The sequence below is a fragment of the Microbacterium sp. F51-2R genome (assembly GCF_052180235.1).
Lineage (GTDB): Bacteria > Actinomycetota > Actinomycetes > Actinomycetales > Microbacteriaceae > Microbacterium.
The window spans coordinates 3,479,857-3,503,208 of the sequence record NZ_CP197470.1; the positions used below are offsets into that span (position 1 = coordinate 3,479,857).

At 70.3% G+C, this 23,352-nt stretch carries 25 protein-coding genes; 21 read left to right on the top strand and 4 right to left on the bottom strand.

Features of this window, described 5'->3' with window-relative positions:
- Positions 1 to 3 precede the first annotated feature (3 nt).
- From thrC to ACSBPH_RS15250, 6 genes are all read left to right on the top strand, one after another.
- Complete coding sequence (gene thrC / locus ACSBPH_RS15225; RefSeq protein WP_442575161.1) at positions 4 to 1,095, top strand: threonine synthase; 1,092 nt, start codon at positions 4 to 6, stop codon at positions 1,093 to 1,095.
- The gene (thrB, locus tag ACSBPH_RS15230) at positions 1,092 to 2,039 is read left to right on the top strand and encodes a homoserine kinase (protein ID WP_442575162.1); all 948 of its coding nucleotides are present in this window, start codon (positions 1,092 to 1,094) and stop codon (positions 2,037 to 2,039) included. Before thrC ends, thrB begins: the two co-directional genes overlap by 4 nt.
- 180 nt (positions 2,040 to 2,219) lie before the next feature.
- Positions 2,220 to 4,319: a transcription termination factor Rho gene (rho, locus tag ACSBPH_RS15235; protein ID WP_442575163.1), complete on the top strand. Its 2,100-nt coding sequence runs from the start codon at positions 2,220 to 2,222 to the stop codon at positions 4,317 to 4,319.
- Between the two features lie 36 nt (positions 4,320 to 4,355).
- Positions 4,356 to 5,435 carry a peptide chain release factor 1 gene (gene prfA, locus ACSBPH_RS15240; protein WP_442577322.1) on the top strand — a complete coding sequence of 360 codons (1,080 nt, stop codon included), beginning with the start codon at positions 4,356 to 4,358 and terminating at the stop codon, positions 5,433 to 5,435.
- 117 nt (positions 5,436 to 5,552) lie between these two features.
- The gene (locus ACSBPH_RS15245; protein WP_442575164.1) at positions 5,553 to 5,954 is read left to right on the top strand and encodes a hypothetical protein; all 402 of its coding nucleotides are present in this window, start codon (positions 5,553 to 5,555) and stop codon (positions 5,952 to 5,954) included.
- Positions 5,955 to 5,957: 3 nt separating this feature from the next.
- Positions 5,958 to 6,785 (top strand): alpha/beta fold hydrolase, encoded by an 828-nt coding sequence (locus ACSBPH_RS15250; protein WP_442575165.1) that lies wholly within the window; start codon positions 5,958 to 5,960, stop codon positions 6,783 to 6,785.
- A gap of 78 nt (positions 6,786 to 6,863) precedes the next feature.
- On the opposite strand, the gene epsC is transcribed toward ACSBPH_RS15250, so the two are convergent.
- Genes epsC through cysK (ACSBPH_RS15265) form a run of 3 tightly spaced genes read right to left on the bottom strand, consistent with a single transcriptional unit; the run spans position 6,864 to position 9,351 of the window.
- Positions 6,864 to 7,439 (bottom strand): serine O-acetyltransferase EpsC, encoded by a 576-nt coding sequence (epsC, locus tag ACSBPH_RS15255; protein WP_442575166.1) that lies wholly within the window; start codon positions 7,437 to 7,439, stop codon positions 6,864 to 6,866.
- The gene (cysK, locus tag ACSBPH_RS15260; RefSeq protein ID WP_442575167.1) at positions 7,436 to 8,389 is read right to left on the bottom strand and encodes a cysteine synthase A; all 954 of its coding nucleotides are present in this window, start codon (positions 8,387 to 8,389) and stop codon (positions 7,436 to 7,438) included. Before cysK (ACSBPH_RS15260) ends, epsC begins: the two co-directional genes overlap by 4 nt.
- 23 nt (positions 8,390 to 8,412) lie before the next feature.
- The gene (cysK, locus tag ACSBPH_RS15265; RefSeq protein ID WP_442575168.1) at positions 8,413 to 9,351 is read right to left on the bottom strand and encodes a cysteine synthase A; all 939 of its coding nucleotides are present in this window, start codon (positions 9,349 to 9,351) and stop codon (positions 8,413 to 8,415) included.
- A gap of 204 nt (positions 9,352 to 9,555) precedes the next feature.
- Between cysK (ACSBPH_RS15265) and prmC the strand changes: the two genes are divergently transcribed.
- The 13 genes from prmC (at position 9,556) to ACSBPH_RS15330 (ending at position 20,597) form a co-directional block, all read left to right on the top strand.
- On the top strand, positions 9,556 to 10,440 hold the full coding sequence (gene prmC / locus ACSBPH_RS15270) for a peptide chain release factor N(5)-glutamine methyltransferase (protein ID WP_442575169.1): 885 nt from the start codon (positions 9,556 to 9,558) through the stop codon (positions 10,438 to 10,440).
- Positions 10,441 to 10,484: 44 nt separating this feature from the next.
- Positions 10,485 to 11,183 (top strand): L-threonylcarbamoyladenylate synthase, encoded by a 699-nt coding sequence (locus ACSBPH_RS15275; protein WP_442575170.1) that lies wholly within the window; start codon positions 10,485 to 10,487, stop codon positions 11,181 to 11,183.
- Positions 11,180 to 12,334: an MraY family glycosyltransferase gene (locus ACSBPH_RS15280; RefSeq protein ID WP_442575171.1), complete on the top strand. Its 1,155-nt coding sequence runs from the start codon at positions 11,180 to 11,182 to the stop codon at positions 12,332 to 12,334. Before ACSBPH_RS15275 ends, ACSBPH_RS15280 begins: the two co-directional genes overlap by 4 nt.
- Positions 12,331 to 12,813, top strand: a complete 483-nt coding sequence (locus ACSBPH_RS15285; protein ID WP_442575172.1) for a hypothetical protein — start codon at positions 12,331 to 12,333, stop codon at positions 12,811 to 12,813. The genes ACSBPH_RS15280 and ACSBPH_RS15285 overlap by 4 nt, the downstream gene beginning before the upstream one ends.
- A 137-nt stretch (positions 12,814 to 12,950) precedes the next feature.
- Positions 12,951 to 13,760, top strand: a complete 810-nt coding sequence (atpB, locus tag ACSBPH_RS15290; protein WP_442577323.1) for a F0F1 ATP synthase subunit A — start codon at positions 12,951 to 12,953, stop codon at positions 13,758 to 13,760.
- A 43-nt stretch (positions 13,761 to 13,803) separates the two neighbouring features.
- Entirely contained in the window at positions 13,804 to 14,040 is a 237-nt protein-coding gene (atpE, locus tag ACSBPH_RS15295; RefSeq protein ID WP_141882353.1) for an ATP synthase F0 subunit C, read from the top strand.
- A gap of 27 nt (positions 14,041 to 14,067) precedes the next feature.
- On the top strand, positions 14,068 to 14,631 hold the full coding sequence (locus ACSBPH_RS15300; RefSeq protein WP_442575173.1) for a F0F1 ATP synthase subunit B: 564 nt from the start codon (positions 14,068 to 14,070) through the stop codon (positions 14,629 to 14,631).
- On the top strand, positions 14,631 to 15,422 hold the full coding sequence (locus ACSBPH_RS15305) for a F0F1 ATP synthase subunit delta (protein WP_442575174.1): 792 nt from the start codon (positions 14,631 to 14,633) through the stop codon (positions 15,420 to 15,422). Before ACSBPH_RS15300 ends, ACSBPH_RS15305 begins: the two co-directional genes overlap by 1 nt.
- 75 nt (positions 15,423 to 15,497) lie before the next feature.
- The gene (gene atpA / locus ACSBPH_RS15310; RefSeq protein WP_442575175.1) at positions 15,498 to 17,138 is read left to right on the top strand and encodes a F0F1 ATP synthase subunit alpha; all 1,641 of its coding nucleotides are present in this window, start codon (positions 15,498 to 15,500) and stop codon (positions 17,136 to 17,138) included.
- Positions 17,139 to 17,159: 21 nt separating this feature from the next.
- Entirely contained in the window at positions 17,160 to 18,053 is an 894-nt protein-coding gene (locus ACSBPH_RS15315) for a F0F1 ATP synthase subunit gamma (RefSeq protein ID WP_442575176.1), read from the top strand.
- 22 nt (positions 18,054 to 18,075) lie between these two features.
- Positions 18,076 to 19,521, top strand: a complete 1,446-nt coding sequence (gene atpD, locus ACSBPH_RS15320; protein WP_442575177.1) for a F0F1 ATP synthase subunit beta — start codon at positions 18,076 to 18,078, stop codon at positions 19,519 to 19,521.
- A gap of 1 nt (position 19,522) precedes the next feature.
- Positions 19,523 to 19,783, top strand: coding sequence for a F0F1 ATP synthase subunit epsilon (locus ACSBPH_RS15325; RefSeq protein ID WP_442575178.1), 261 nt, complete (start codon positions 19,523 to 19,525; stop codon positions 19,781 to 19,783).
- Between the two features lie 64 nt (positions 19,784 to 19,847).
- A complete protein-coding gene (locus ACSBPH_RS15330; protein ID WP_442575179.1) occupies positions 19,848 to 20,597 on the top strand; it encodes a YaaA family protein in 750 nt (249 codons plus the stop codon).
- Positions 20,598 to 20,600: 3 nt separating this feature from the next.
- Here the strand turns inward: ACSBPH_RS15330 and ACSBPH_RS15335 are convergent, their stop codons facing one another.
- A complete protein-coding gene (locus ACSBPH_RS15335) occupies positions 20,601 to 21,158 on the bottom strand; it encodes a DUF4282 domain-containing protein (RefSeq protein ID WP_442575180.1) in 558 nt (185 codons plus the stop codon).
- Positions 21,159 to 21,326: 168 nt separating this feature from the next.
- On the opposite strand from ACSBPH_RS15335, the gene ACSBPH_RS15340 reads away from it, so the two are divergent.
- Both ACSBPH_RS15340 and ACSBPH_RS15345 read left to right on the top strand, forming a co-directional pair.
- A complete protein-coding gene (locus tag ACSBPH_RS15340) occupies positions 21,327 to 22,244 on the top strand; it encodes a large exoprotein (protein WP_442575181.1) in 918 nt (305 codons plus the stop codon).
- A gap of 122 nt (positions 22,245 to 22,366) precedes the next feature.
- On the top strand, positions 22,367 to 23,347 hold the full coding sequence (locus ACSBPH_RS15345) for an aldo/keto reductase (protein ID WP_442575182.1): 981 nt from the start codon (positions 22,367 to 22,369) through the stop codon (positions 23,345 to 23,347).
- Positions 23,348 to 23,352: the final 5 nt, after the last annotated feature.

The window sequence follows — 23,352 nt, forward strand, 5'->3', positions numbered from 1 at the left end:
GACATGGCAGCACACGTCTGGCGCGGAGTCCTCCGCGAGTACGGCGACCGGCTGGGCGTCACCGATGCCTCGACCGTCGTGACCCTCGGCGAGGGCGGCACGCCGCTCCTTCCCGCCCCCGCGCTCTCGCAGCGCACGGGCGCCGACGTCTGGGTCAAGTTCGAGGGCATGAACCCGACCGGGTCGTTCAAGGACCGCGGCATGACGGTCGCGGTCTCGCGTGCCATCGAGCACGGCGCGAAGGCCGTCATCTGCGCCTCGACGGGCAACACGTCGGCCTCCGCCGCCGCCTACGCGGCGCACGCCGGCATCACGGCGGCCGTGCTCGTGCCCGAGGGCAAGATCGCGATGGGCAAGCTCAGCCAGGCGGTCGCGCACAACGGCCGGCTCATCCAGATCCGCGGCAACTTCGACGACTGCCTCGAGATCGCGCGCGAGCTCGCCGACAGCTACCCGGTGCACCTCGTCAATTCGGTCAACCCCGACCGCATCGACGGGCAGAAGACCGCCGCGTACGAGATCGTCGAGCAGCTGGGCGACGCCCCCGACTTCCACTTCATCCCGGTCGGCAACGCCGGCAACTACACCGCGTACACCCGCGGCTACACCGAAGAGGCCCAGTCGGGCGTCTCGACGCGCGTCCCGCGCATGTTCGGCTTCCAGGCCGAGGGCTCGGCGCCCCTCGTCCGCGGTGAGATCGTGAAGAACCCCGAGACGGTCGCGAGCGCGATCCGCATCGGCAATCCGGCCTCGTGGCACCTCGCGCTCGAGGCCCGCGAGGCGACGAACGGCTACTTCGGCGCGATCGACGACGACCGCATCCTCGCCGCGCAGAAGCTCCTCGCGGGCGAGGTCGGCATCTTCGTCGAGCCCGCCTCGGCGATCAGCGTCGCGGGACTGCTCGACCGTGCCGAGGCCGGCATCATCCCGCAGGGTGCGCGCGTCGTGCTCACGGTCACCGGCCACGGCCTGAAAGACCCCCAGTGGGCGCTGCGCAACGCCGACGGCACGACGGTGGAGCCCACCGTCGTCGACGCGACGACGTCGGAGGTGGCATCCGTCCTCGATCTCGTCCCGGTCGGGGCGACCGAGTGAACGCAGCCGCGGCCGTGCAGCCGGGGCGCAGCGTCATCGTGCGCGTCCCCGCGACCAGCGCCAACCTCGGCCCCGGGTTCGACACGCTCGGCCTCGCGCTGAGCGTGTACGACGAGCTCGTCGTGACCGCGCTGCCGTATGACGGCATCGAGATCGAAGTCACGGGCGAGGGCGCCGACGACGTGCCGCGCGACGCCTCCCACCTCGTCGTGCGCTCCATCGCGTATGCGTTCGAGGCCGTCGGGCGACGGATGCCGGGGCTCCGCCTCGAAGGACGCAACACGATCCCGCACGGTCGTGGCATGGGCTCGTCCGGCGCCGCCGTCGTCTCGGGCCTCCTCGCCGCGAAGGGTCTCCTCGAGGGCGACGTCACGTTCGGCGACGACACCCTCCTCTCGCTCGCGACGGAGCTCGAAGGCCACCCCGACAACGTCGCCCCCGCGCTCTTCGGGGGTCTCACGATCGCGTGGATGGACGAGACGGGACCGCAGCACAAGAAGCTCCTCGTGCACCGCGGTGTCGCGCCGCTCGTGCTCGTGCCCGAGTTCACGATGTCGACCGAGCTCGCCCGCAGCCTCCAGCCGCTGCAGGTGCCGCGCGAAGACGCCGTGTTCAACGTGTCGCGCTCGGCGCTGCTCATCGCCGCGCTCACGCAGAGCCCCGAGCTGCTTCTCGCTGCGACCGAGGACAAGCTCCATCAGAACTACCGCGCACAGGCCATGCCGGGCACCGACACGCTCGTGCGCGCGCTGCGCGCAGGCGGCTTCGCGGCCGTCGTATCGGGTGCCGGGCCGAGCGTCCTCGTGCTCGCCGACGGCCCCGGTCAGCGCCTCGAAGCGGCCGAGCTGGCGGCCCGCGTGACCGACACTCCCTGGGAGGCGCTCATGCTCGCCGTCGACTTCAAGGGTGGTACAGTGAAGGAGTACGCGGAGGGTTCCACGTAATACGTGAATCTGGCCTCCGTCGCAATTCTGCGAAACCCTGGCACATCCCCGCCTGATCGACCGCTCAGCGGCCACCCGGTTCTCTGAGCAGTCCGCCCAGGCCCGCGCGGGCAGTTTTCTCGCCGCGCGCGGTGAGACGTGCCGTCGTGCATATTCCATTCGTTTCACAAGGGAGAACTCGTGGAGTCCATCTCCGAGATCCATAGCGCCGACACGTCTGCCGAGGAGCGCACCGAAGCGCCCGAAGCCGTGGAAGACGCCATCGCCGGCGACACGGTCGCCGACACCACCGAGCCCGCTGCCGAGCCCGAGGCTCCGGCCGACGAGCCCGACGCTGCGGCCGACGAGGCTGCTGAGCCTGAGGCCGAGGCTGCCGCTGCGGTCGCCGACGGCGCCGAGGCGGGAGCCCCCGCCGCCGAGCCCGAGTCGCCGGCCGCCGAGGCGCCCGCCGAGCCCGAGGCTGCGGCCGAGGCGCCCGCGAAGGCGCCCCGCAAGCGCGCGCCGCGCCGCGCCAAGAGCACCGGCACGAAGGCCGAGGCCGACGCGGCCGCTGCAGCCGCCGCCGAGGCTCAGGCCGAGACGGCAGCCGCCTCGCCCGAGGCCGCTGCAGCCGAGGCCGACGCCGCTGCGCCGTCCGAGGCTCCGGTCGAGGTCCCCACCGAGGGCGACCAGGCCGCCGAGACCCCCGCCGACGCCGAGCAGCCCGCCGAGGCCACGGCAGAGCAGGGCGATGCGGCCGACGCGCAGTCCGCCGACGAGGCGCAGAGCGCCGAGGGCGAGGCATCCGCCCCCGAGCAGTCCGGCGACGAGACCCCCTCTCGCTCGCGCAGCCGCTCGCGCAGCCGCAACCGCAACCGCGGTCAGAACGGCCAGAACGGTCAGAACGCTCAGGGCGGTCAGAACGCCCAGGGCGGTCAGAACGCCCAGGGCGGCCAGAACGGCCAGGACCAGGCCCCGCAGAAGGCTCCCGCAGCGCCGCAGGCGGCCGAGCAGGACGACGAGCAGGGCCAGGGCGGCGCCGGCCGCAACCGTCAGCGCAACAAGCGCCGCGGCCAGACGACCGGTGGCGGCGACGAGTTCGAGACCGAGATCGGCGAGGACGACGTCCTCATCCCGATCGCGGGCATCCTCGACGTGCTCGACAACTACGCCTTCGTCCGCACGACCGGCTACCTGCCCGGCACGAGCGACGTCTACGTCTCGCTCGGCCAGGTCAAGAAGTACAACCTCCGCAAGGGCGACGCCGTCGTCGGCGCGATCAAGCAGCCGCGCGAGGGCGAGCAGTCCAGCCGCCAGAAGTACAACGCGCTGGTCAAGGTCGACTCGATCAACGGCCTGTCGGTCGACGATGCGGCCACCCGCGTCGAGTTCGGCAAGCTCACGCCCCTCTACCCGCAGGAGCGCCTGCGCCTGGAGACGGCCCCCGAGAAGCTGACGCAGCGCATCATCGACCTCGTCGCACCGATCGGCAAGGGTCAGCGCGGCCTCATCGTCGCCCCGCCGAAGGCCGGCAAGACGATCGTGCTCCAGCAGATCGCCAACGCCATCGCGATCAACAACCCCGAGGTCCACCTCATGGTCGTGCTCGTCGACGAGCGTCCTGAAGAGGTCACCGACATGCAGCGCACGGTGCGCGGCGAGGTCATCGCCTCGACGTTCGACCGTCCCGCCGAAGACCACACGACGGTCGCCGAGCTCGCCATCGAGCGCGCGAAGCGCCTCGTCGAGCTCGGCCGCGACGTCGTCGTGCTGCTCGACTCGATCACGCGTCTCGGCCGTGCCTACAACATCTCGGCACCGACCTCGGGTCGCGTCCTGACGGGCGGCGTCGACGCGTCGGCGCTCTACCCGCCCAAGCGCTTCTTCGGCGCGGCGCGCAACATCGAGAACGGCGGATCGCTCACGATCCTCGCGACGGCGCTCGTCGAGACGGGGTCCAAGATGGACGACGTCATCTTCGAGGAGTTCAAGGGCACGGGCAACAGCGAGCTGCGCCTGAACCGCCAGCTCGCCGACAAGCGCATCTTCCCGGCCGTCGACGTCAACGCGTCCTCGACGCGTCGCGAAGAGATGCTGCTCTCGCCCGACGAGGTCAAGATCACCTGGAAGCTGCGCCGTGCGCTTGCGGGCCTCGACCCGCAGCAGGCCCTCGAGGTCGTGCTCGGAAAGCTGAAAGAGACGCAGTCCAACGTCGAGTTCCTCGTGCAGATGCAGAAGTCGATCCCGGCTCCCGCGCATGGCGGCGGCCACAGCCACGGGCACGAGAACAGCATCCGCTGACCCTCGCGTGGAGCATGCCGAGTGACCGAGCCCGCGATGTTCGACTCCGTGCGGACGCTGATCGACGAGCACCGAGCGGTCCAGGAGGAGCTCTCCGACCCCGCCGTGCACGCCGACGCCGCCCGTGCGAAGCGCGTCAACCGGCGGTACGCGGAGCTGTCCCGGATCGTCGCGGCCCACGACGCGTGGGTCGCGGCATCCGATGACCTCGAAGCGGCCCGCGAGCTCGCCAAGGAGGACGAGGCGTTCGCCGACGAGGTGCCCGCGCTCGAGGAGCAGGTCGCCACGGCGCAGGAGAGGCTGCGGCGCCTGCTGATCCCGCGCGACCCCGACGACGCCCGCGACGTCATCATGGAGATCAAGCAGGGCGAGGGCGGCGCGGAGTCCGCGCTGTTCGCGGCCGATCTGCTGCGGATGTACATGCAGTACGCCGCCTCCAAGGGCTGGAAGACCGAGCTGCTCGAGCGCAACGAGTCCGACCTCGGCGGCTACAAGGACGTTCAGGTCGCGATCAAGGGGTCCTCGTCCGACCCGGCGCAGGGCGTGTGGGCGCACCTCAAGTACGAGGGCGGCGTGCACCGCGTGCAGCGCGTGCCGGCGACGGAGTCCCAGGGGCGCATCCACACCTCGACGACCGGCGTGCTCGTCTTCCCCGAGGTCGATGAGCCCGACGAGATCGAGATCAACCCCAACGACCTCAAGATCGACGTCTTCCGCTCGTCCGGTCCCGGCGGCCAGTCCGTCAACACGACGGACTCCGCCGTGCGCATCACGCACCTGCCGACAGGCATCGTCGTCTCGATGCAGAACGAGAAGTCGCAGCTGCAGAACCGCGAGGCCGGCATGCGCGTGCTGCGTGCACGGCTGCTCGCGAAGCAGCAGGAGGAACTGGATGCCGCGGCATCCGATGCCCGTCGCTCGCAGATCCGGGGCATGGACCGGTCGGAGCGCATCCGCACGTACAACTTCCCGGAGAACCGCATCGCGGATCACCGCACCGGGTACAAGGCGTACAACCTCGACCAGGTGATGGACGGGGCCCTCCAACCCATCATCGAGTCGGCCATCCAGGCCGACGAAGAGGCCCGGCTCGCGGCCCTCGGCGCCGACGCCTGACCGCGTCCGGCTACGACGACCGACCGCGCTCGGCGCCTCCGGCCCTAGACGTCCGCGCCTCACCACCCGCGGGCGATACGCCCGTTCGGCGCCATCGGCGCTCGCTAGCCTGAACGCGTGATCACGTTCTTGATCCGCGCAGCGATCTTCCTCGTGTCCGCCTTCATCGGGCTCGTCGCGGCCGACCTCATCCTGCCCGGGTTCTCCCTGCACTGGAACGACTGGTGGGGCATCCTCCTCGCCGTCGTGATCTTCGCCGTGCTGCAGAGCATCCTCGCGCCGTGGCTGCTGCGGGTCACCCGCCGTCATGCCGAGGCCTTCATCGGCGGTGTCGGGCTGCTCTCGACGTTCGTGGCGTTGCTCATCGCGGTGCTCATCCCCGCGGCCGGGATCGGCATCGACGGCGCCGTCGCCTGGATCGTCGGCACGCTGATCGTGTGGCTCGTCACGGCGCTGGCGACGTGGCTCCTGCCGCCCCTGTTCATCAAGAAGCGCGTCAGCGACCGTCGGAGCTCGTGACGGATGCCTCGCCTCTCCCTCGCCGATTCGCTCACGCGCCGCGTCCGGGCGGGCGCCCACGCGTCGGTCGCCTACGACGTGGTGGGTGAGGGCGTTCCGCTGCTCGCCCTGCACGGGGCGTACTCGAGCCGCGGCGAGGTGCGCGGATTCCTCGAGCCGATGATCGGGACGCGCGCCGTGCGCCGCATCTACGCGGACCTGCCGGGGCACGGCGAATCGCGTCCGTCATCCGGCGTGGCCAGTCCCGACGGCGTGCTCGACCTGCTCGACCTCGTCCTGGAGGCCGAGGCCGCCACGGGATCGTTCCTCCTCCTCGGGCACTCCTACGGCGGCCACGTCGCGCGGGCGCTGGCGGCGCGGCATCCGTCCCGGCTGGCGGGGATCGCCCTCATCTGCCCCGTCATCCCCGGCCCGTGGGACACCGCACGCGGAGACGTCGTCCGCGACGACGGCGTCGCGGACGCCCTCGAGCAGGGCGAGCGCGAGGAGTTCGAAGGGTACTTCGTCGTGCGCACCGCGGAGACCCTCGACAGGTTCCGCCGCGACGTCCTGCCGGCCATGGGGGACGTCGACGACGAGACGCTCGAGCGGGCGATCGGCGCCGGGCCGCACGCCGTCGATCCCGACCAGGTCGCCATCACCGCGCCGATGCTCATCGTCACCGCGAGGCAGGACCGCTACGTCGGATGGCACCGGCAGCAGCGCCTCGCCGATCGGTGCCCGCACGCGACGGTCGCGACGATCGCGGATGCCGGTCATGCGCTCCCGCACGAGCGTCCGGCGCTCGTCGGAGCGCTCCTCGCCGACTGGCTCGACCGCGCCGGATCCTGAGCGCCCGCACACGAGCGGATCGGATCCGGAGCGCTCGCCTCATGTCCGGGGGACCGTCCCGGATGTCGAGGGCTGCGGTCAGATCTGGTAGTCCGGCGCGGCGAGGAGCGCGCGGGTGTCTTCGCCCGCCTGCCGTGTCCGCGGCTTCGCCGGGACGCCGACGAGGATGCTGTCGGGCGGGGCATCCTTCGTCACGACCGCGTTCGCCCCGATGACCGAGCCCGAGCCGATCGTGATCGGTCCGAGCACCTTGGCGCCCGCGCCGACGGCGACGCCGTCACCGAGCGTGGGGTGGCGCTTGCCGCCGTCGCGGGTCCGGCCGCCCAGCGTGACGCCGTGGTAGAGCATGACGTCGTCGCCGACCTCCGCGGTCTCGCCGATCACGACGCCCATGCCGTGGTCGATGAAGAACCGCCGCCCGATGGTCGCGCCGGGGTGGATCTCGATGCCGGTGAGCCACCGCGTGATCTGCGACCCGGCCCGCGCGAGGAACCGGTAGCCCCGCTGCCACAGCCAGTGGTCCACGCGATGCGCCCACACGGCGTGCAGACCGGGGTAGAGGACGGCGATCTCGAGGCCGCTGCGCGCGGCGGGGTCGCGGAGCTTCGCCGCCGCGAGGTCTTCGCGGATCCGTGCCAGCACGCCGATGCTCATGCCTTCGCCGCCTCGGACTCGCGGACGTGCTCGTAGAGCGCCGTCGAGAGGTAGCGCTCACCGGAGTCGGGGACGATCACGACGATGCGCTGTCCTTCGGCCTCGGGGCGCGCGGCGACCTCCAGCGCCGCCCAGACGGCGGCTCCCGCCGACATGCCGCCGAGGATGCCCTCCTCGGCGGCGAGGCGACGGGCCACCTCGATCGCGTCCTCGAACTCGACGGTGAGGATTTCGTCGATGACGCTCCGGTCGAGCACGTCGGGGACGAAGTTCGGCCCGATGCCCTGGATGCGGTGGCCGCCGGCGTGGCCCTCCGACAGGACGGGGGAGTCCTTCGGCTCGACGAGCACGGACTTCAGGGCCGGATTGCGCTCCTTCAGCACCTGCGAGACGCCGGTGATCGTGCCGCCCGTGCCCGAACCCGCGACGAACCAGTCGAGCTCGCCGTCGGTGTCGCGCCAGATCTCCTCGGCCGTCGTGCGCCGGTGGATCGCGGCGTTCGCGGGGTGCTCGAACTGGCGGGCCAGGATCGCGCCGGGCGTCTCGGCGACGATGCGCCGGGCGGTGTCGACGGCCTCGGTCATGCCCTTGTAGGGGTCGGTGAGCACGAGCTCGGCGCCGTAGGCCTTGAGGAGCGTCCGGCGCTCCTTCGACATGGACGCGGGCATCGTGAGGATGACCTTGTAGCCGCGCGCCGCGCCGATGAGGGCGAGCGCGATGCCCGTGTTGCCGCTCGTGGACTCCACGATCGTCCCGCCCGGCTGCAGTTCACCGGACTGCTCGGCGGCCTCGACGAGCGCGAAGCCGAGGCGGTCCTTGACGCTCGAGCCGGGATTGTAGAACTCGAGCTTCACGAGCACCTCGGCGCCGAGCCCCGCCGTCAGACGGTTGAGTCGGACCAGCGGGGTGTCGCCGAAGGCGGTCGTGATGTCGGAGTGGATGCGGGGCACGGAGTTCCTCGGCGGTGGGCGGTTCAGCCCTCTCGGAGGTCTTCGTAGAGGATCGTCGAGAGGTAGCGCTCTCCGAACGAGGGCACCACGACAACGATATTCTTGCCCGCGGCCTCGGGGCGCGCGGCGACCTGCAGAGCGGCCCAGATGGCGGCCCCGCTGGAGATGCCGACGAGGATGCCCTCCTTGACGCCGACCTCGCGCGCGACGCGCAGCGCGTCGTCGAGCTCGACGTCGATGACCTCGTCGATGACGCCCTGGTCGAGGATCGCGGGGATGAAGTTCGGTCCGAGGCCCTGGATCTTGTGCGGTCCGGGGGTGCCCTTGGTGAGGAGGGGGGAGTCGGCCGGCTCGACGGCGACGACCTTGGCGCCCGGCACGCGCTCCTTGAGCACCTGGCCGACGCCCGTGATGGTGCCGCCCGTCCCGATGCCGGCGACGAAGTAGTCGACCTTGCCCTCGGTGTCGCGGAGGATCTCCTCGGCCGTGGTGGCGCGGTGGATCGCGGGGTTCGCCTCGTTCTCGAACTGGCGCGCCAGGATCGCGTCGGGAGTCTCCGCGACGATCTCCTCGGCCTTCGCGAGGGCGGTCTTCATGCCGCCCGCCGGGTCGGTCAGGACGAGCTCGGCGCCATAGGCCTTGAGGAGCAGGCGGCGCTCGGTCGACATCGACGACGGCATCGCGAGGATGACCTTGTAGCCGCGTGCCGCACCGACCATCGCGAGGGCGATGCCGGTGTTGCCGCTCGTGGCCTCGACGATCGTCCCGCCGGGCTTGAGCTGACCGGAGGCCTCGGCGGCGTCGACGATCGCGATGCCGAGGCGGTCCTTGACGCTCGAGGCCGGGTTGTAGAACTCGAGCTTGGCGAGCACCGTGCCCGGGAGCCCTTCGGTCACGCGGTTGAGGCGGACGAGCGGGGTGTTGCCGAATGCGCTCGTGATGTCGGAGTGGATGCCGGGCATTGGCGGACCTTTCGGGTGGGTCGGCAGCACCCGGGCGCGACCAGCGGCTCGGGTGATCGGGACGCAATCAGCCTAAACGAGCATGCGCGACGCGTTACGGCGTGTGACGAGTCCGCCGCGCGGCGCGACGCCGCGATCGCGGTCGGAAGCGCGACGGGGTGGCGTGCGAGCGCGTCGGCGGCGCCCGTAGGCTGGAGGACGCTCATGGCCTCCGAAGCATCCGTCCCCCCGGTCTCCGTCGCCGACGCGCTGCGGCGCGCGGTGGAACGGCTCGCCGCTGCGGGCGTCACCGACCCGCAGGTCGACGCCGAGCTTCTCCTCGCGCACGTCACGACGGGCAGCCGCGGCGCCGTCCAGGCGGCGGCGTTCCGCGGCGATGCGCTCGCGCCCGCGGCGGTCCGCGAGTTCGACGCCCTCGTCGCGCGCCGCGAGACGAGAGAGCCGCTGCAGCACCTGACGGGCCGCGCGCCCTTCCGCCACCTCGAGCTGCGGGTCGGGCCGGGCGTTTTCGTCCCCCGTCCCGAGACCGAGATGGTCGCGCAGTTGGGGATCGACGCGCTGCGGGCCGCGGCGTCCCCTTCCCCCGTCGCCGTGGATCTCGGAACCGGGAGCGGCGCGATCGCGCTGGCGCTGGCGACCGAGGTGCCCCACGCGCAGGTGCACGCGGCCGAGAACTCCGTCGAGGCGTTCGTGTGGGCCGAGGAGAACTTCCGAGAGGTCGCGGCGGCCAACGCCCGGCTCGCGTTCATCGACCTCGAGCGCGCGTTCCCCGATCTCGACGGGACTGTCTCGGTGCTCGTGTCCAACCCTCCGTATGTTCCGGATGCCGCGATCCCGCGTGATCCCGAGGTGCGCCTGTTCGATCCGCCCGCCGCGCTCTACGGCGGCGAGGACGGCCTCGACGTCGTGCGGGTCCTCAGCCGCGTCGGCCGGCGGCTCCTGCACCCCGGCGGCACGATCGTGATCGAGCACGGCGAGTGGCAGGGCGAGGCGATCCGCGGCATCCTGACCGCCGACGGATGGCGCGCCGCCGCGACCCATCCCGACCTGACGATGCGCGACCGCGCCACGACGGCCCTGCGGGCCTGATCGGGACGGGGGCCCGACGGGGTCGCGGCTAGACTGGCTGCGTCATGTCCTCTCTCTTCGACTGCCGCGATGAGGCGCAGCTGCTCCCCGGAATGCGCCAGGCCCGTCAGGCGATCGGCCGCGGCGAACTCGTCGTCATGCCCACCGACACCGTGTACGGCGTCGCCGCCGACGCCTTCAGCGCGAAAGCCGTGCAGCGCCTCCTCGACGCGAAGGGACGCGGCCGGCAATCGCCGCCCCCCGTCCTGGTCGCCGGTCTCACGACCCTGCGCGCGCTCGTGGCCGACGTCCCGACCGCCGTCGAGCGGCTCGTCGAGGAGTTCTGGCCCGGCGGCCTCACGATCGTGCTCCCCGCGCAGCCCTCGCTGTCGTGGGACCTCGGCGAGACGCACGGCACGGTCGCCGTGCGCATGCCCGCCCACCGGATCGCGCTCGAGCTGCTGGAAGAGACCGGCCCGCTCGCCGTCTCCAGCGCCAACCTGACCGGCAAGCCCGCGGCGGTCCGCATCGAGGACGCGCAGGACATGCTCGGCGAGAGCATCGCCGTCTACCTCGACGACGGCTACTCGAAGACCGGGATCTCGTCGACGATCGTCGACGCGACGAGCCTCGTCGGCGGCAGCGAGCCCCGCATCCGCGTCCTCCGCGAGGGCGCGATCTCCCGCGCGCAGCTCCGCGACGTGCTCGGCGACCTCCTCGAGGACGATCCCGAGTCAGTGCACGTCGACGGCGACGGCGCGTGAAGCAGTACCTCTTCACCACCCTCTTCACGGCGATCGTGACGTTCGCCCTCTCGTGGGGCGTCTGGCGCCTCAGCACGAAGTACCGGCTGTATCCCGGCATCCGCGAGCGCGACGTCCACAAGACGCCCACGCCACGGCTCGGCGGCATCGCGATGTTCCTCGGCGTCGTCGCCGCGATCGGCGTCTCGGCGGCCAACCCGTACTTCGCGATCGTGTGGAGCGTGCCGCACCAGGTCTATGCGATCCTCGTCGCGACCGTGATCATCGTCATCGTCGGCGTCGCCGACGACCTGTGGGACCTCGACTGGTTCATCAAGCTGGGCGCGCAGTTCATCGCCGCGGGGGTCATCGCGTGGTTCGGCGAACTGCAGATCTACTCGCTCCCGATCGGCGGGCTGACGGTCGGCTCGGGCTGGGTGAGCTTCACCCTCACGGTCTTCGCGATCGTCATCGTCATGAACGCGGTCAACTTCATCGACGGTCTCGACGGCCTCGTGGCCGGCGTCTGCCTCATCGCCAACGCCGTCTTCTTCGCCTACTCCTACATGCTGTCGCGCGACTTCACCGCCAGCAACTTCTCGCTCGCGACCTTCCTCGCGACGGTGCTGATCGGCGCATGCCTCGGATTCCTGCCTCTGAATTGGAGCCCCGCGAAGCTCTTCATGGGGGATGCCGGGGCCCTCATGCTGGGTCTGCTCATGGCCTGCTCCGCCATCGCGATCACGGGCCAGCTCGACCCGACCGTGCTCGACCCCGAAGACTTCGGGCGATCGCAGCTGCTGGGCGCGTTCCTGCCGATCCTGCTGCCGGTCGTCGTCGTGCTCCTGCCGCTCCTGGACTTCGGGATGGCGATCATCCGGCGCATGCAGGCCGGCAAGTCGCCCTTCGCGCCCGACCGCAAGCACCTGCATCACCGCATGCTCGACATGGGGCACAGCGACCGCGACGCCGTGCTGATCTTCTACGCGTGGACCGCGATCGTGGGTCTGAGCGTGCTCCTGATGTACATCGGCACGACCGCCGGGTGGCCCGGCCTCTATCTCCCCGGCGTCGCCTACCTCCTCGTGGGAGTCGTGGCGTGCCTGTTCGTGACCTTCCTGCCCTCGCGCCGGACGCCGGCGTCCCATCCCGTCCCGGAGACCGTCCCATGAGCCCCAGTCCCGTCTCGAGCACCCTGATCCTGCGGACGACGCTCCGATGGTCCGCCATCGTGACCGCGGTCCTCGCGGTGCTCGCCGGCATCGTCGGCTTCCTCGCCGCCGGCACGACCGGCCTGTGGAGCGCCCTCGCGGGCGTGCTCATCGCGGCGGTGTTCCTCGCCATCACGGGGCTCAGCATCCTGATCGCCAACCGGTGGTTCGGCGACGACCTCTACGTGCCGATCTTCTTCGGGATCGTGCTCGGCGGGTGGATCCTGAAGTTCATCATCTTCATCGTCGCGCTCCTCATGCTGCGCGGACAGCCCTGGATCGAGCCGACGGTCTTCTTCGTCTCGGTCGTCGTGAGCGTGCTCGCCTCGCTCGCCGTCGACGTCGTCGTGATGCTCCGCACGCGCGTGCCGCACGTGAGCGACATCGCGCTGCCGGACGACCCCGAGGAGGGGGAGAGGTCAGACCACACGGTCGCCTAGACCCGGCGAACTCCGCACGCCTGTGAGTTTGATAGGGTGGTCATGCGCCCGCCCGCTCGATTCGAGCGCTTGCGGAGTGACGCTCACCGACCATCGTCGCAACGGTTCACCCCGATGCCCCGAAGCTGGAGCCCGCGCTGTTCACTCAAGCTGCGACCCTGATCGCCAAAACCGCTGAAGACGGCGGCGGATTCCACGCGCCGTCGATCTACGAGTTCTTCCCCGATGTGGTGACGACGGTCTTCGGTATTCCGATCACCCGCATCCACATCATCCAGCTCATCGCGACGACGGCCGTCGTCCTGGTCTTCTGGCTCGGCACCCGCAAGATGAAGGTCGTCCCGGGCCGATTCCAGAGCCTCACCGAGATGGGCCTGGGCTTCGTGCGCACCAACATCGCGTACGACCTGCTGGGCAAGAAGGACGGCGAGCGGTTCCTGCCGATCCTCGCGACCATGTTCTTCATGATCCTGTTCATGAACCTCACGGGGATCATCCCGTTCCTGAACATCGCGGGAACGGCGATCATCGCGGTGCCGCTGACCCTCGCCGTGGTCAGCTACATCACCTTCATCTACGCAGGCATCAAGAAGAGCCCGAAGAACTTCTTCAAGAACTCCCTCTTCCCGTCCGGCGTGCCGTGGCCGATCTATCTCATCGTGACGCCGATCGAGTTCATCTCGACGTTCATCATCCGGCCGATCACGCTGACGCTCCGACTCCTCATGAACATGATGGTCGGCCACCTCCTGCTGGTCCTCTTCTTCTCGGCGACGACCTTCTTCCTCCTCACCGCAGGTGGCTGGTGGAGCATCCTCGCCGCAGGCAGCCTCGCGTTCGGCTTCGCCTTCACCCTCTTCGAAATCCTCGTGGCCGTCCTCCAGGCCTACGTCTTCGCTCTCCTCACCGCGGTCTACATCCAGCTCGCGGTCGCGGAAGAGCACTGAGCGGGTCGGCTGACTGCCGCCCATAACCGAAAGGAACACCACCGTGGACGCAACTACGGTTCTCGCCCAGGTCTCCGGGAGCATCGCGACCGTCGGCTACGGCCTCGCCGCGATCGGCCCCGCCATCGGTGTGGGCATCGTCGTCGGCAAGACCATCGAGGGCGTGGCTCGTCAGCCCGAGCTCGCGGGTCGGCTCCAGGTCCTCATGTGGATCGGTATCGCCTTCACCGAGGCGCTCGCCTTCATCGGCATCGCCACCGCCTTCATCTTCGGCTACTGATCCGCCTTCTCGACGTTAGGAGACAGGATGCTCAACGCTCTTGTCACACTCGCCGCGGAAGAGGGTGAGACCCCGAATCCGCTTCTGCCGGCCTGGTACGACATCGTCTGGTCGCTGGTGTGCTTCATCGTCATCCTCTTCATCTTCTGGAGGGTCGCGCTGCCGCGCCTGAAGAAGCTGCTCGACGAGCGTGCGACGGCCATCGAGGGCAACATCGCCAAGGCCGACGAGGCCCAGCGACGGGCCGAGGCCGCCCTCGAGGAGTACACGGCCCAGCTCGCCGGTGCGCGCAAGGAGGCCGGTGAGATCCGCGACGCCGCCCGAGAGGACGGCCGCAAGATCATCGCCGAGGCGAAAGAGACCGCGTCCGTCGAGGCGGCGCGCATCACGGCATCCGCTCACTCGCAGATCGAGGCGGAGCGGCAGTCGGCGCTCGTGTCGCTGCGCAGCGAAGTCGGCACGCTCGCGATCGATCTCGCCGGCGGCGTGATCGGCGAGTCGCTCACCGATGACGCGAAGGCGCAGGGTGTCGTCGACCGCTTCCTCGCGGAACTCGAGGCCTCCGAGGCCGCCGGGAAGGCGTCGAAGTAATGGGAAGCGCGACCACTCAGGCGCTCGTCACGACGACGGCGGCGCTCGACGGCGCCGCCGGGGTCGACCTGGCGGTCGCCGGCGAGCTCTTCGCCGCCGCGCGTGCGCTCGGCGACGCGCCGCACCTGGCCGGCGCCCTCGCCGACTCCGCGGCTTCGCCGGAGGCCCGCGCCAAGGTGGTCGCCGATGTATTCGGCGCACCGCTCTCGCCGGTCTCGGTGTCGCTGCTGACGACGGCTGTGCAGCAGCGCTGGTCGTCGTCGTCCGACCTCATCGACGCGATCGAAGAGCTGGCCGTGCGCGCTGCCGCGCGTGCCGGTTCGGGAGACGACGTCGAGGGCGAGCTCTTCCAGTTCTCGCGCACCGTCGCCGCCAACCCGCAGCTCGAGCTCGCTCTCGGCAGCCGGCTCGGCGACGACGCGGCCAAGGGCCCGCTCGTGCAGTCGCTCCTGGGCGGCCGCGCCAGCGCGGCGACGACGCTCATCGTGTCCTCGCTCGTGCAGCAGTCCCGCGAACGCCGCGTCCGCCAGCTCCTCCTGCGCGCCATGGACCTCGTGGCCGACCAGCGCGGCCGTACGGTCGCGACTGTCGTGTCGGCGGTTCCGCTCAGCCCTGCGCAGAGCGAACGCCTGGCCGCTGTGCTCTCGAAGCGCTACGGGACTGACGTCTCGATCAACACCGTCGTCGACCCGTCCGTGGTCGGGGGAGTGCGCGTGCAGATCGCCGACGACGTCATCGACGCGAGCGTGTCGTCGCGCCTCGCCGACCTCCGGCAGCGACTGGCCGGCTAGCACCAGACTTCCCGCCCTCTCGGGCGGAGACTTCGGAACCGATCGGAAGACGGTTCCACTGAACGAAGGAAGACAATGGCAGAACTCTCAATCAGCCCCGACGTCATCCGTGACGCGCTGAAGGACTTCGTCGCCGCGTACGAGCCCACGGGGGCTGCGGCCACCGAGGTCGGCACCGTCATCGACGCCGCCGACGGCATCGCCCACGTCGAGGGCCTGCCCGGCGTCATGGCGAACGAGCTCGTGGTGTTCGGCGACGGCACGCAGGGCCTCGCCCTCAACCTCGACGAGCACGAGATCGGTGTCGTCGTCCTCGGCGACTTCTCCGGCATCGTCGCCGGCCAGCAGGTCACCCGCACCGGCGAGGTCCTCTCGGTCCCCGTCGGCGACGGCTACCTCGGCCGCGTCGTCGACCCGCTCGGCAACCCCATCGACGGTCTCGGCCAGGTCGCGACGGAGGGCCGGCGCGCGCTGGAGCTCCAGGCGCCCGGCGTCATGCAGCGCAAGAGCGTGCACGAGCCCATGCAGACGGGCATCAAGGCGATCGACGCCATGATCCCGATCGGCCGCGGTCAGCGTCAGCTCATCATCGGCGACCGCCAGACGGGCAAGACGGCGATCGCGCTCGACACGATCATCAACCAGAAGGCCAACTGGGAGTCGGGCGACGTCAACAAGCAGGTCCGCTGCATCTACGTCGCCATCGGCCAGAAGGGCTCCACGATCGCCGCCGTCAAGGGTGCGCTCGAGGACGCCGGGGCCATGGAGTACACGACGATCGTCGCGGCTCCCGCCTCCGACCCCGCCGGCTTCAAGTACCTCGCCCCCTACACCGGCTCGGCCATCGGCCAGCACTGGATGTACGACGGCAAGCACGTCCTGATCATCTTCGACGACCTGTCGAAGCAGGCCGAGGCCTACCGTGCCGTGTCGCTGCTCCTCCGCCGCCCGCCGGGCCGCGAGGCGTACCCCGGTGACGTCTTCTACCTGCACTCGCGTCTGCTCGAGCGCTGCGCGAAGCTCTCAGACGAGCTCGGTGCGGGCTCGATGACGGGTCTGCCCATCATCGAGACGAAGGCCAACGACGTGTCGGCCTACATCCCGACGAACGTCATCTCGATCACCGACGGCCAGATCTTCCTGCAGTCCGACCTCTTCAACGCCAACCAGCGTCCCGCGGTCGATGTGGGCATCTCGGTCTCGCGAGTGGGCGGCGACGCGCAGGTCAAGTCGATCAAGAAGGTCTCCGGCACGCTCAAGCTCGAGCTCTCGCAGTACCGCTCGCTCGAGGCGTTCGCCATGTTCGCGTCCGACCTCGACGCCGCGTCGCGTCGTCAGCTGGCTCGTGGTGCGCGTCTGACCGAGCTGCTCAAGCAGCCGCAGTACTCGCCCTACCCCGTCGAGGAGCAGGTCGTCTCGATCTGGGCCGGAACGAACGGCAAGCTCGACTCGGTCGAGGTGGAGGACGTCCTTCGCTTCGAGCGCGAGCTCCTCGACTACCTGCGCCGCAACACCTCCATCCTCGACACGCTGCGCGAGACGAACGTCCTCGACGACGCCACCGTGGCGGAGCTCGGCAAGGTCACCGACGCCTTCATCCTGGAGTTCCAGGCGGGCAAGGGCGGCCAGGCGATCGACAAGCCGGGTCACGAGGAGTTCGGTGCGGCCGCGGCCGACGACGTGAACCAGGAGCAGATCGTCAAGGGTCGCCGCTGACCGCGGACCTGGACAGGAAAAATGGGCGCTCAACTCAGGGTCTACAAGCAGAAGATCGCTTCTGCTCAGACGACCAAGAAGATCACGAAGGCGATGGAGCTCATCGCGGCTTCGCGCATTCAGAAGGCGATGGCACGCGTGCGCGCCTCGGCGCCGTTCGCTCGCGCCGTCACGCGCGCCGTGTCCGCGGTGGCGACGCACTCCAACGTCGACCACCCGTTGACCACCGAGCGCGAGGTTATCCGCCGTTCCGCGGTCGTGATCTTCGCGTCCGACCGGGGCCTGGCAGGCGCGTTCAACTCGCAGATCCTGCGTGAGGGGCTGCAGCTCGCCGAGCTGCTGCGCTCGCAGGGCAAGGAGCCGGTGTTCTACCTCGTGGGCCGCAAGGCCGTCGGGTACTTCCAGTTCCGCCGCATGGCATCCGCGGCCGAGTGGACGGGCGACACCGACACGCCGCACTTCCACACGGCGGAGGAGATCGCGGGCGTCCTGCTCGACGCCTACGACCGCGGTGGCGACAACGGTGGCGTCGACGAGATCAACCTCGTTTACAACCGCTTCGTCAGCATGATGACGCAGTCGCCCGAAACGGTCCGTCTGCTTCCCCTCGAGGTCGTGGAGGCGGAGGCGTCGAGTGCGACCGTCTACCCGCTGTACGAGTTCGAGCCCGAGGCCGGCGTCGTGCTGGATGCGCTGCTCCCGGTGTACATCCAGAGCCGCGTGTTCAACGCGCTTCTCCAGTCGTCGGCCGCGAAGCACGCCGCGACGCAGAAGGCGATGAAGTCCGCCAGCGACAACGCGGACAACCTCATCACCGACTACACGCGCCTGCGCAACAACGCTCGCCAGGCCGAGATCACGCAGCAGATCGCCGAGATCGTCGGCGGCGCCGACGCTCTGGCGTCGGGCAAATAGACCATACGAAAGAGAAGAAGCCATGAGCCTCACCGCTGAGAAGACCGCGACCGCGGTCGGACGCGTCGCGCGCGTCACGGGCCCGGTCGTCGACATCGAGTTCCCGCACGACTCGATCCCCGACATCTACAACGCCCTCAAGACGAGCGTCACGATCGAGGGCGTCACGACCGAGTTCACGCTCGAGGTCGCCCAGCACCTGGGAGACGACCTCGTCCGCGCGATCGCCCTCAAGCCGACCGACGGCGTCGTCCGCGGTCAGGAGGTCCGCGACACGGGCGGCCCCATCACGGTCCCCGTCGGGGATGTCACCAAGGGCCACGTCTTCAACGTGACCGGCGACGTCCTCAACGCCAAGCCCGGCGAGAAGATCGAGATCACCGAGCGCTGGGGCATCCACCGCTCCGCGCCGAACTTCGACCAGCTCGAGTCGAAGACCCAGATGTTCGAGACCGGCATCAAGGTCATCGACCTGCTCACCCCCTACGTGCAGGGTGGAAAGATCGGGCTCTTCGGTGGTGCGGGTGTCGGCAAGACGGTCCTCATCCAGGAGATGATCCAGCGCGTCGCGCAGGACCACGGTGGCGTGTCGGTGTTCGCCGGTGTCGGCGAGCGCACCCGTGAGGGCAACGACCTCATCCACGAGATGGAGGAGGCGGGCGTCTTCGACAAGACCGCCCTCGTCTTCGGTCAGATGGACGAGCCCCCGGGGACGCGTCTTCGCGTCGCCCTGTCGGCGCTGACGATGGCGGAGTACTTCCGCGACGTCCAGAAGCAGGACGTGCTCCTGTTCATCGACAACATCTTCCGCTTCACGCAGGCGGGCTCGGAGGTGTCGACGCTTCTCGGCCGCATGCCGTCCGCGGTGGGCTACCAGCCCAACCTCGCCGACGAGATGGGCGTCCTCCAGGAGCGCATCACCTCGACGCGCGGTCACTCGATCACGTCGCTCCAGGCGATCTACGTCCCCGCCGACGACTACACCGACCCGGCGCCGGCCACGACCTTCGCGCACCTCGACGCGACGACCGAGCTCTCGCGGGAGATCGCGTCGAAGGGTCTGTACCCGGCCGTCGACCCGCTGTCGTCGACGAGCCGCATCCTCGACCCGCGCTATATCGGCGCCGACCACTACCGCGTGGCCACCGCCGTCAAGCAGATCCTCCAGAAGAACAAGGAGCTGCAGGAGATCATCGCGATCCTCGGTGTCGACGAGCTCTCCGAAGAGGACAAGGTCGTCGTCGCCCGCGCGCGCCGCATCCAGCAGTTCCTCTCGCAGAACACCTACATGGCCAAGAAGTTCACCGGCGTCGAAGGCTCCACGGTCCCGATCAAGGAGACGATCGAGTCCTTCGACGCGATCGTCCGCGGTGACTTCGACCACGTCGCGGAGCAGGCCTTCTTCAACGTCGGCGGCATCTCCGACGTCGAAGAGGCGTGGGCGCGCATCCAGAAGGAGAACGGCTGACATGCCCCTGAAGGTCACCCTCGTCTCGGCCGAGTCCGAGGTGTGGTCGGGCGAGGCGGCGCTCGTCGTCGCCAAGACCGTGCTGGGCGAGATCGGCTTCATGCCCGGGCACGAGCCCGTGCTCGCCGTCCTCGCCGAGGGTCAGGTGCGCATCACCAAGACCGACGGCTCGAAGATCACCGCCAACGCGCAGGACGGCTTCCTGTCGATGGACGGCGATGAGATCTCGATCGTGGCCGGCAACGCCGCCCTCATCGCCTGACACCAGTCACGCACGCACGCCGTCCGGATCCGTCCGGGCGGCGTGCGCCGTTTTCGGAGCACGAATGCTGATCCTCCTCCCGCCCTCCGAGACCAAGCGCCCCGGCGGCTCCGGTCGTCCGCTCGACCTCGCCGCGCTGGCGCTGGCCGAGCTCGCGCCGCAGCGCGAGCAGGTGCTGAGCGCGCTCGAGGAGCTGTCGACGGATGCCGAGGCATCCGCGCGGGTCCTCAAGCTCGGCGTGACGCAGCTGCATGAAGTGGAGCACAACGCCCGCGTGCGCACCGCGCCGGCGATGCCGGCCGTCGACCGCTACACCGGCGTCCTCTACGACGCGCTGGACCCGGCATCCCTCGACGCATCCGCGAGATCGTGGCTCTCGCGCCACGTCCTCATCCACTCCGCCGTGCTCGGGCCGGTGGGGGCGCTCGACCGCATCCCGCCGTACCGGCTGGGCGCCGCGGCATCCCTTCCAGGCATCCCGCCGCTCCGACGGCTCTGGAGCGACGCGGTGTCGGGAGCGCTCGAGGGGTCGGGAGCGCCGTTCGTGCTCGATCTGCGGTCGGAGGCCTATGCGGCCCTCGGCCCCGTTCCCGACGCCGTCGCGTCGGCGTACGTACGCGTGGTCGCCGAGGGCGAGGGCGGCGCCGTGCGCGCCCTCAACCACTTCAACAAGCACGCCAAGGGCGCCCTCGTGCGCCGGCTCGCCGTCGAGCGTCCGCGCATCCGTTCCCGAGAGGGGTTCGTGCGATGGGCGGATGCCGCGGGCCTGCGCGTGCGCGAGGGCGCCCCGGGCGAGCTGGAGCTCTTCGCCTGAGTCTCAGCGCTCGGTGTTGTCGGCGGTCTGCTGCGTGTTCTCGGCGATCGCGATGAGGGCCACGACCGCCTCGATGACGAAGCGCAGCACGACGATCGCGAGGAACGTCACGATCGGCACGATGATGAGCGTCGCCACGAGCAGTGAGACCCCCGCCCCCGTGTTGTAGGGGATGAGGCCGATCGAGCGCACGATGCCGCCGATGAAGTACACGAGGAAGCCGATGCCGATGGCGACGAGCCCCACGACGTAGAAGGCGCTCGCGAGCCGCCGCGTGATGAAGGTGCGGAACGAGATGTCGAACAGCGCCCGGACGAATCCCCGCCCGACGTCCGAGGCGTCGCCGACGACGCGGGGCACGCCGGTGTCGTCGGGATCGGTCGCGGGGTCGTACGGGGCGGTCGTGGTGCGCGTGGTGGTGCCGCCCACAGACGTGGGGGCACCGGGGGCCGCGGGTGCGGGCGAGGGTGCAGCCTGTCCCGGTGCGGCCGCTCCCGCGGCTGCCTGAGAAGCGGGCTGCTCGGGGAGCGGCGGAGGGGGTGGGGGAGTGTTGTCGCTCATCGGGGTCCTTCCGCTGATGTTTCCGCAAGGCTAGCGCCGCCGGGCGCCTCGGCAAGGTATCCGTGTCGATGACTGCCGTGCGTGTATGCGCATCGCTAGCATGTGACTCGTCGGGGCGGAGGGCCCCGTCGGCGTGGCGACACGTCCCATGTTCCGGAAAGGAACACGATGTACGACTATCCCGACGGCGCGGGGCTCGCGTTCCTCGCCATCTTCGGCTTCGTCTGGTTCATCTTCGCGGTCGCGTTCTACGTGCTCAGCTCGTGGTTCCTCATGAAGATCTTCGACAAGGCCGGCGTGCAGGGCCGCTGGCGGGCGTGGGTGCCCGTCTACAACTCGATGATCTTCCTCAAGCTGGGCGACCTGAATCCCTGGCTGATCCTGATCGGCATCGGCGCGACCGCCGTCCTGAGCTGGATCCCCGTGATCGGCCCCCTCATCGGCCTGGCGACCTTCGTCCTGAGCCTCCTCGCGGCATGGCGCGTGGGCCTCAAGCTGCAGAAGGAAGCCGTCTGGGTCATCCTCTACTTCTTCCTCTCCCTCGTGTGGCTCGGCATCCTCGCCTTCGACCGGTCGCGTTGGAACCCCGCGGTCCCGCCCGCTCCCTGGGCAGGCAACGGCTTCCTCGGCGACCGCACCGTGTGGGGCGGCATCCCCTCGCAGACCCCGGTGGGCGGCTTCGCCCCCGGCGCCGCCCCCCAGCCGGGCTACCCCGCGCCCGGAGGCTACCCGCCCCCCGCCGGCTATGCGGCACCGCCCGCCGGCTACGAGCCCCCGCCCGCGGGCTACGGCCAGCCGCCGGCCGCCGGTTACAGCCAGCCGCCCGCGGGGTACACGCCCCCTCCCGCGGCGTCCGCCCCCGAGCCGCCCGCTGCGCCCCAGCCGCCGGCCGGACCGCCGGCCCCGCCGAGCGGCCCCGCAGCGCCGAGCGAGCCCACCGCGCCGAGCGAGCCGTTCGCGCCCGAGCCCCCGTCGACGCCGCCCGCCGAGCCGGCGCCGCCCATCTCGCCTGAGCCCGCACCGCCGGTCACGCCGGAGCCTCCCGTCTCGCCGGAGCCGGAGAACCCGGACACCCCTCGGGCCTGACGACACACCGCGGCCTTCACGGGCCGGCCGCGCAGCCTTCACGGGCCGTCCACGCAGCCCCCGCCTTCCGGTGGGGGCTGCGTGCGTTCCCGGTCCGTGCGACCGCCGCTAGCGTGGACGGCATGAGTCCCGTTCCCCAGCGCCGCGTCGGCGCCTCCGGTCTGCTCGTCTCCGCCGTCGGCCTCGGCTGCAACAACTTCGGTCGCAAAGGCACGCGCACCGAATCGATCGAGGGCACGCGCGAGGTGCTCGACGCCGCGATCGACGCCGGCGTCACGTTCCTGGACACGGCCGACATCTACGGCAAGGAGCCGGGGCTCTCCGAGACCCTGATGGGGGAGGCGCTCCAGGGCCGGCGCGACCGCGTCGTGCTCGCGACGAAGTTCGGGCACGCCGACTTCGCCCCGGCGGTGCTGGGCGGGTCCAAGGCGTCACGCACTCACGTGCGCAGGGCGGTCGAGGCATCCCTCACTCGCCTGCAGACCGACTGGATCGACCTCTACCAGCTCCACACGCCCGACCCCGAGACGCCCGTCGAAGAGACGCTCGACGCGCTGGGCGACCTCGTCCGCGAGGGGAAGGTGCGCTACATCGGGCACTCCAACCTCTCGGGCTGGCAGATCGCCGAAGCGCACCACGTCGCCCGCGAGCGGCACGCGGCGCCGTTCGTCTCGGCGCAGAACCAGTACAGCCTGCTCGCGCGCGGCGCGGAGCGCGAGGTCCTGCCGGCCGCCCTGCGCTACGGTCTCGGGTTCTTCCCGTTCTTCCCGCTCCACAACGGCCTGCTCACGGGCAAGTTCACGAGGGATGCCGCGCCCGCCGACTCGCGCATCATGAGGCAGCGGCCGCATCTGTACGAGAACGCGCCGTGGGAGGCGCTCGAGGCGTACCAGGCGTTCTGCGACGAGCGGGGGATCACGATGCTCGAGGCGACGTTCGGCTGGTTCCTCGCGAACCCCGTCGTCTCCAGCGTCATCGCGGGTGCGACCAGCCCCGACCAGGTGCGGGCGAACGCGGCCGCAGCGACGGCGTGGACTCCCACGGCGGATGATCTCCGCACGATCGACGCGATGTTCCCGCCGGTCGCGGCATCCGACCTCTAGGAGCG

Excerpts from the sequence above, each read along its gene's own strand:
- atpA (WP_442575175.1), top strand. The coding sequence starts at position 15,498 with ATGGCAGAACTCTCAATCAGCCCCGACGTCATCCGTGACGCGCTGAAG.
- ACSBPH_RS15325 (WP_442575178.1), top strand. The coding sequence starts at position 19,523 with ATGCCCCTGAAGGTCACCCTCGTCTCGGCCGAGTCCGAGGTGTGGTCG.
- ACSBPH_RS15275 (WP_442575170.1), top strand. The coding sequence starts at position 10,485 with ATGTCCTCTCTCTTCGACTGCCGCGATGAGGCGCAGCTGCTCCCCGGA.
- ACSBPH_RS15330 (WP_442575179.1), top strand. The coding sequence starts at position 19,848 with ATGCTGATCCTCCTCCCGCCCTCCGAGACCAAGCGCCCCGGCGGCTCC.
- ACSBPH_RS15250 (WP_442575165.1), top strand. The coding sequence starts at position 5,958 with ATGCCTCGCCTCTCCCTCGCCGATTCGCTCACGCGCCGCGTCCGGGCG.
- ACSBPH_RS15315 (WP_442575176.1), top strand. The coding sequence starts at position 17,160 with ATGGGCGCTCAACTCAGGGTCTACAAGCAGAAGATCGCTTCTGCTCAG.
- prfA (WP_442577322.1), top strand. The coding sequence starts at position 4,356 with ATGTTCGACTCCGTGCGGACGCTGATCGACGAGCACCGAGCGGTCCAG.
- ACSBPH_RS15335 (WP_442575180.1), bottom strand. The coding sequence starts at position 21,158 with ATGAGCGACAACACTCCCCCACCCCCTCCGCCGCTCCCCGAGCAGCCC.
- ACSBPH_RS15340 (WP_442575181.1), top strand. The coding sequence starts at position 21,327 with ATGTACGACTATCCCGACGGCGCGGGGCTCGCGTTCCTCGCCATCTTC.
- ACSBPH_RS15345 (WP_442575182.1), top strand. The coding sequence starts at position 22,367 with ATGAGTCCCGTTCCCCAGCGCCGCGTCGGCGCCTCCGGTCTGCTCGTC.
- thrC (WP_442575161.1), top strand. The coding sequence starts at position 4 with ATGGCAGCACACGTCTGGCGCGGAGTCCTCCGCGAGTACGGCGACCGG.
- ACSBPH_RS15305 (WP_442575174.1), top strand. The coding sequence starts at position 14,631 with ATGGGAAGCGCGACCACTCAGGCGCTCGTCACGACGACGGCGGCGCTC.
- ACSBPH_RS15285 (WP_442575172.1), top strand. The coding sequence starts at position 12,331 with ATGAGCCCCAGTCCCGTCTCGAGCACCCTGATCCTGCGGACGACGCTC.
- cysK (WP_442575168.1), bottom strand. The coding sequence starts at position 9,351 with ATGCCCGGCATCCACTCCGACATCACGAGCGCATTCGGCAACACCCCG.
- prmC (WP_442575169.1), top strand. The coding sequence starts at position 9,556 with ATGGCCTCCGAAGCATCCGTCCCCCCGGTCTCCGTCGCCGACGCGCTG.
- epsC (WP_442575166.1), bottom strand. The coding sequence starts at position 7,439 with ATGAGCATCGGCGTGCTGGCACGGATCCGCGAAGACCTCGCGGCGGCG.
- ACSBPH_RS15300 (WP_442575173.1), top strand. The coding sequence starts at position 14,068 with ATGCTCAACGCTCTTGTCACACTCGCCGCGGAAGAGGGTGAGACCCCG.
- atpD (WP_442575177.1), top strand. The coding sequence starts at position 18,076 with ATGAGCCTCACCGCTGAGAAGACCGCGACCGCGGTCGGACGCGTCGCG.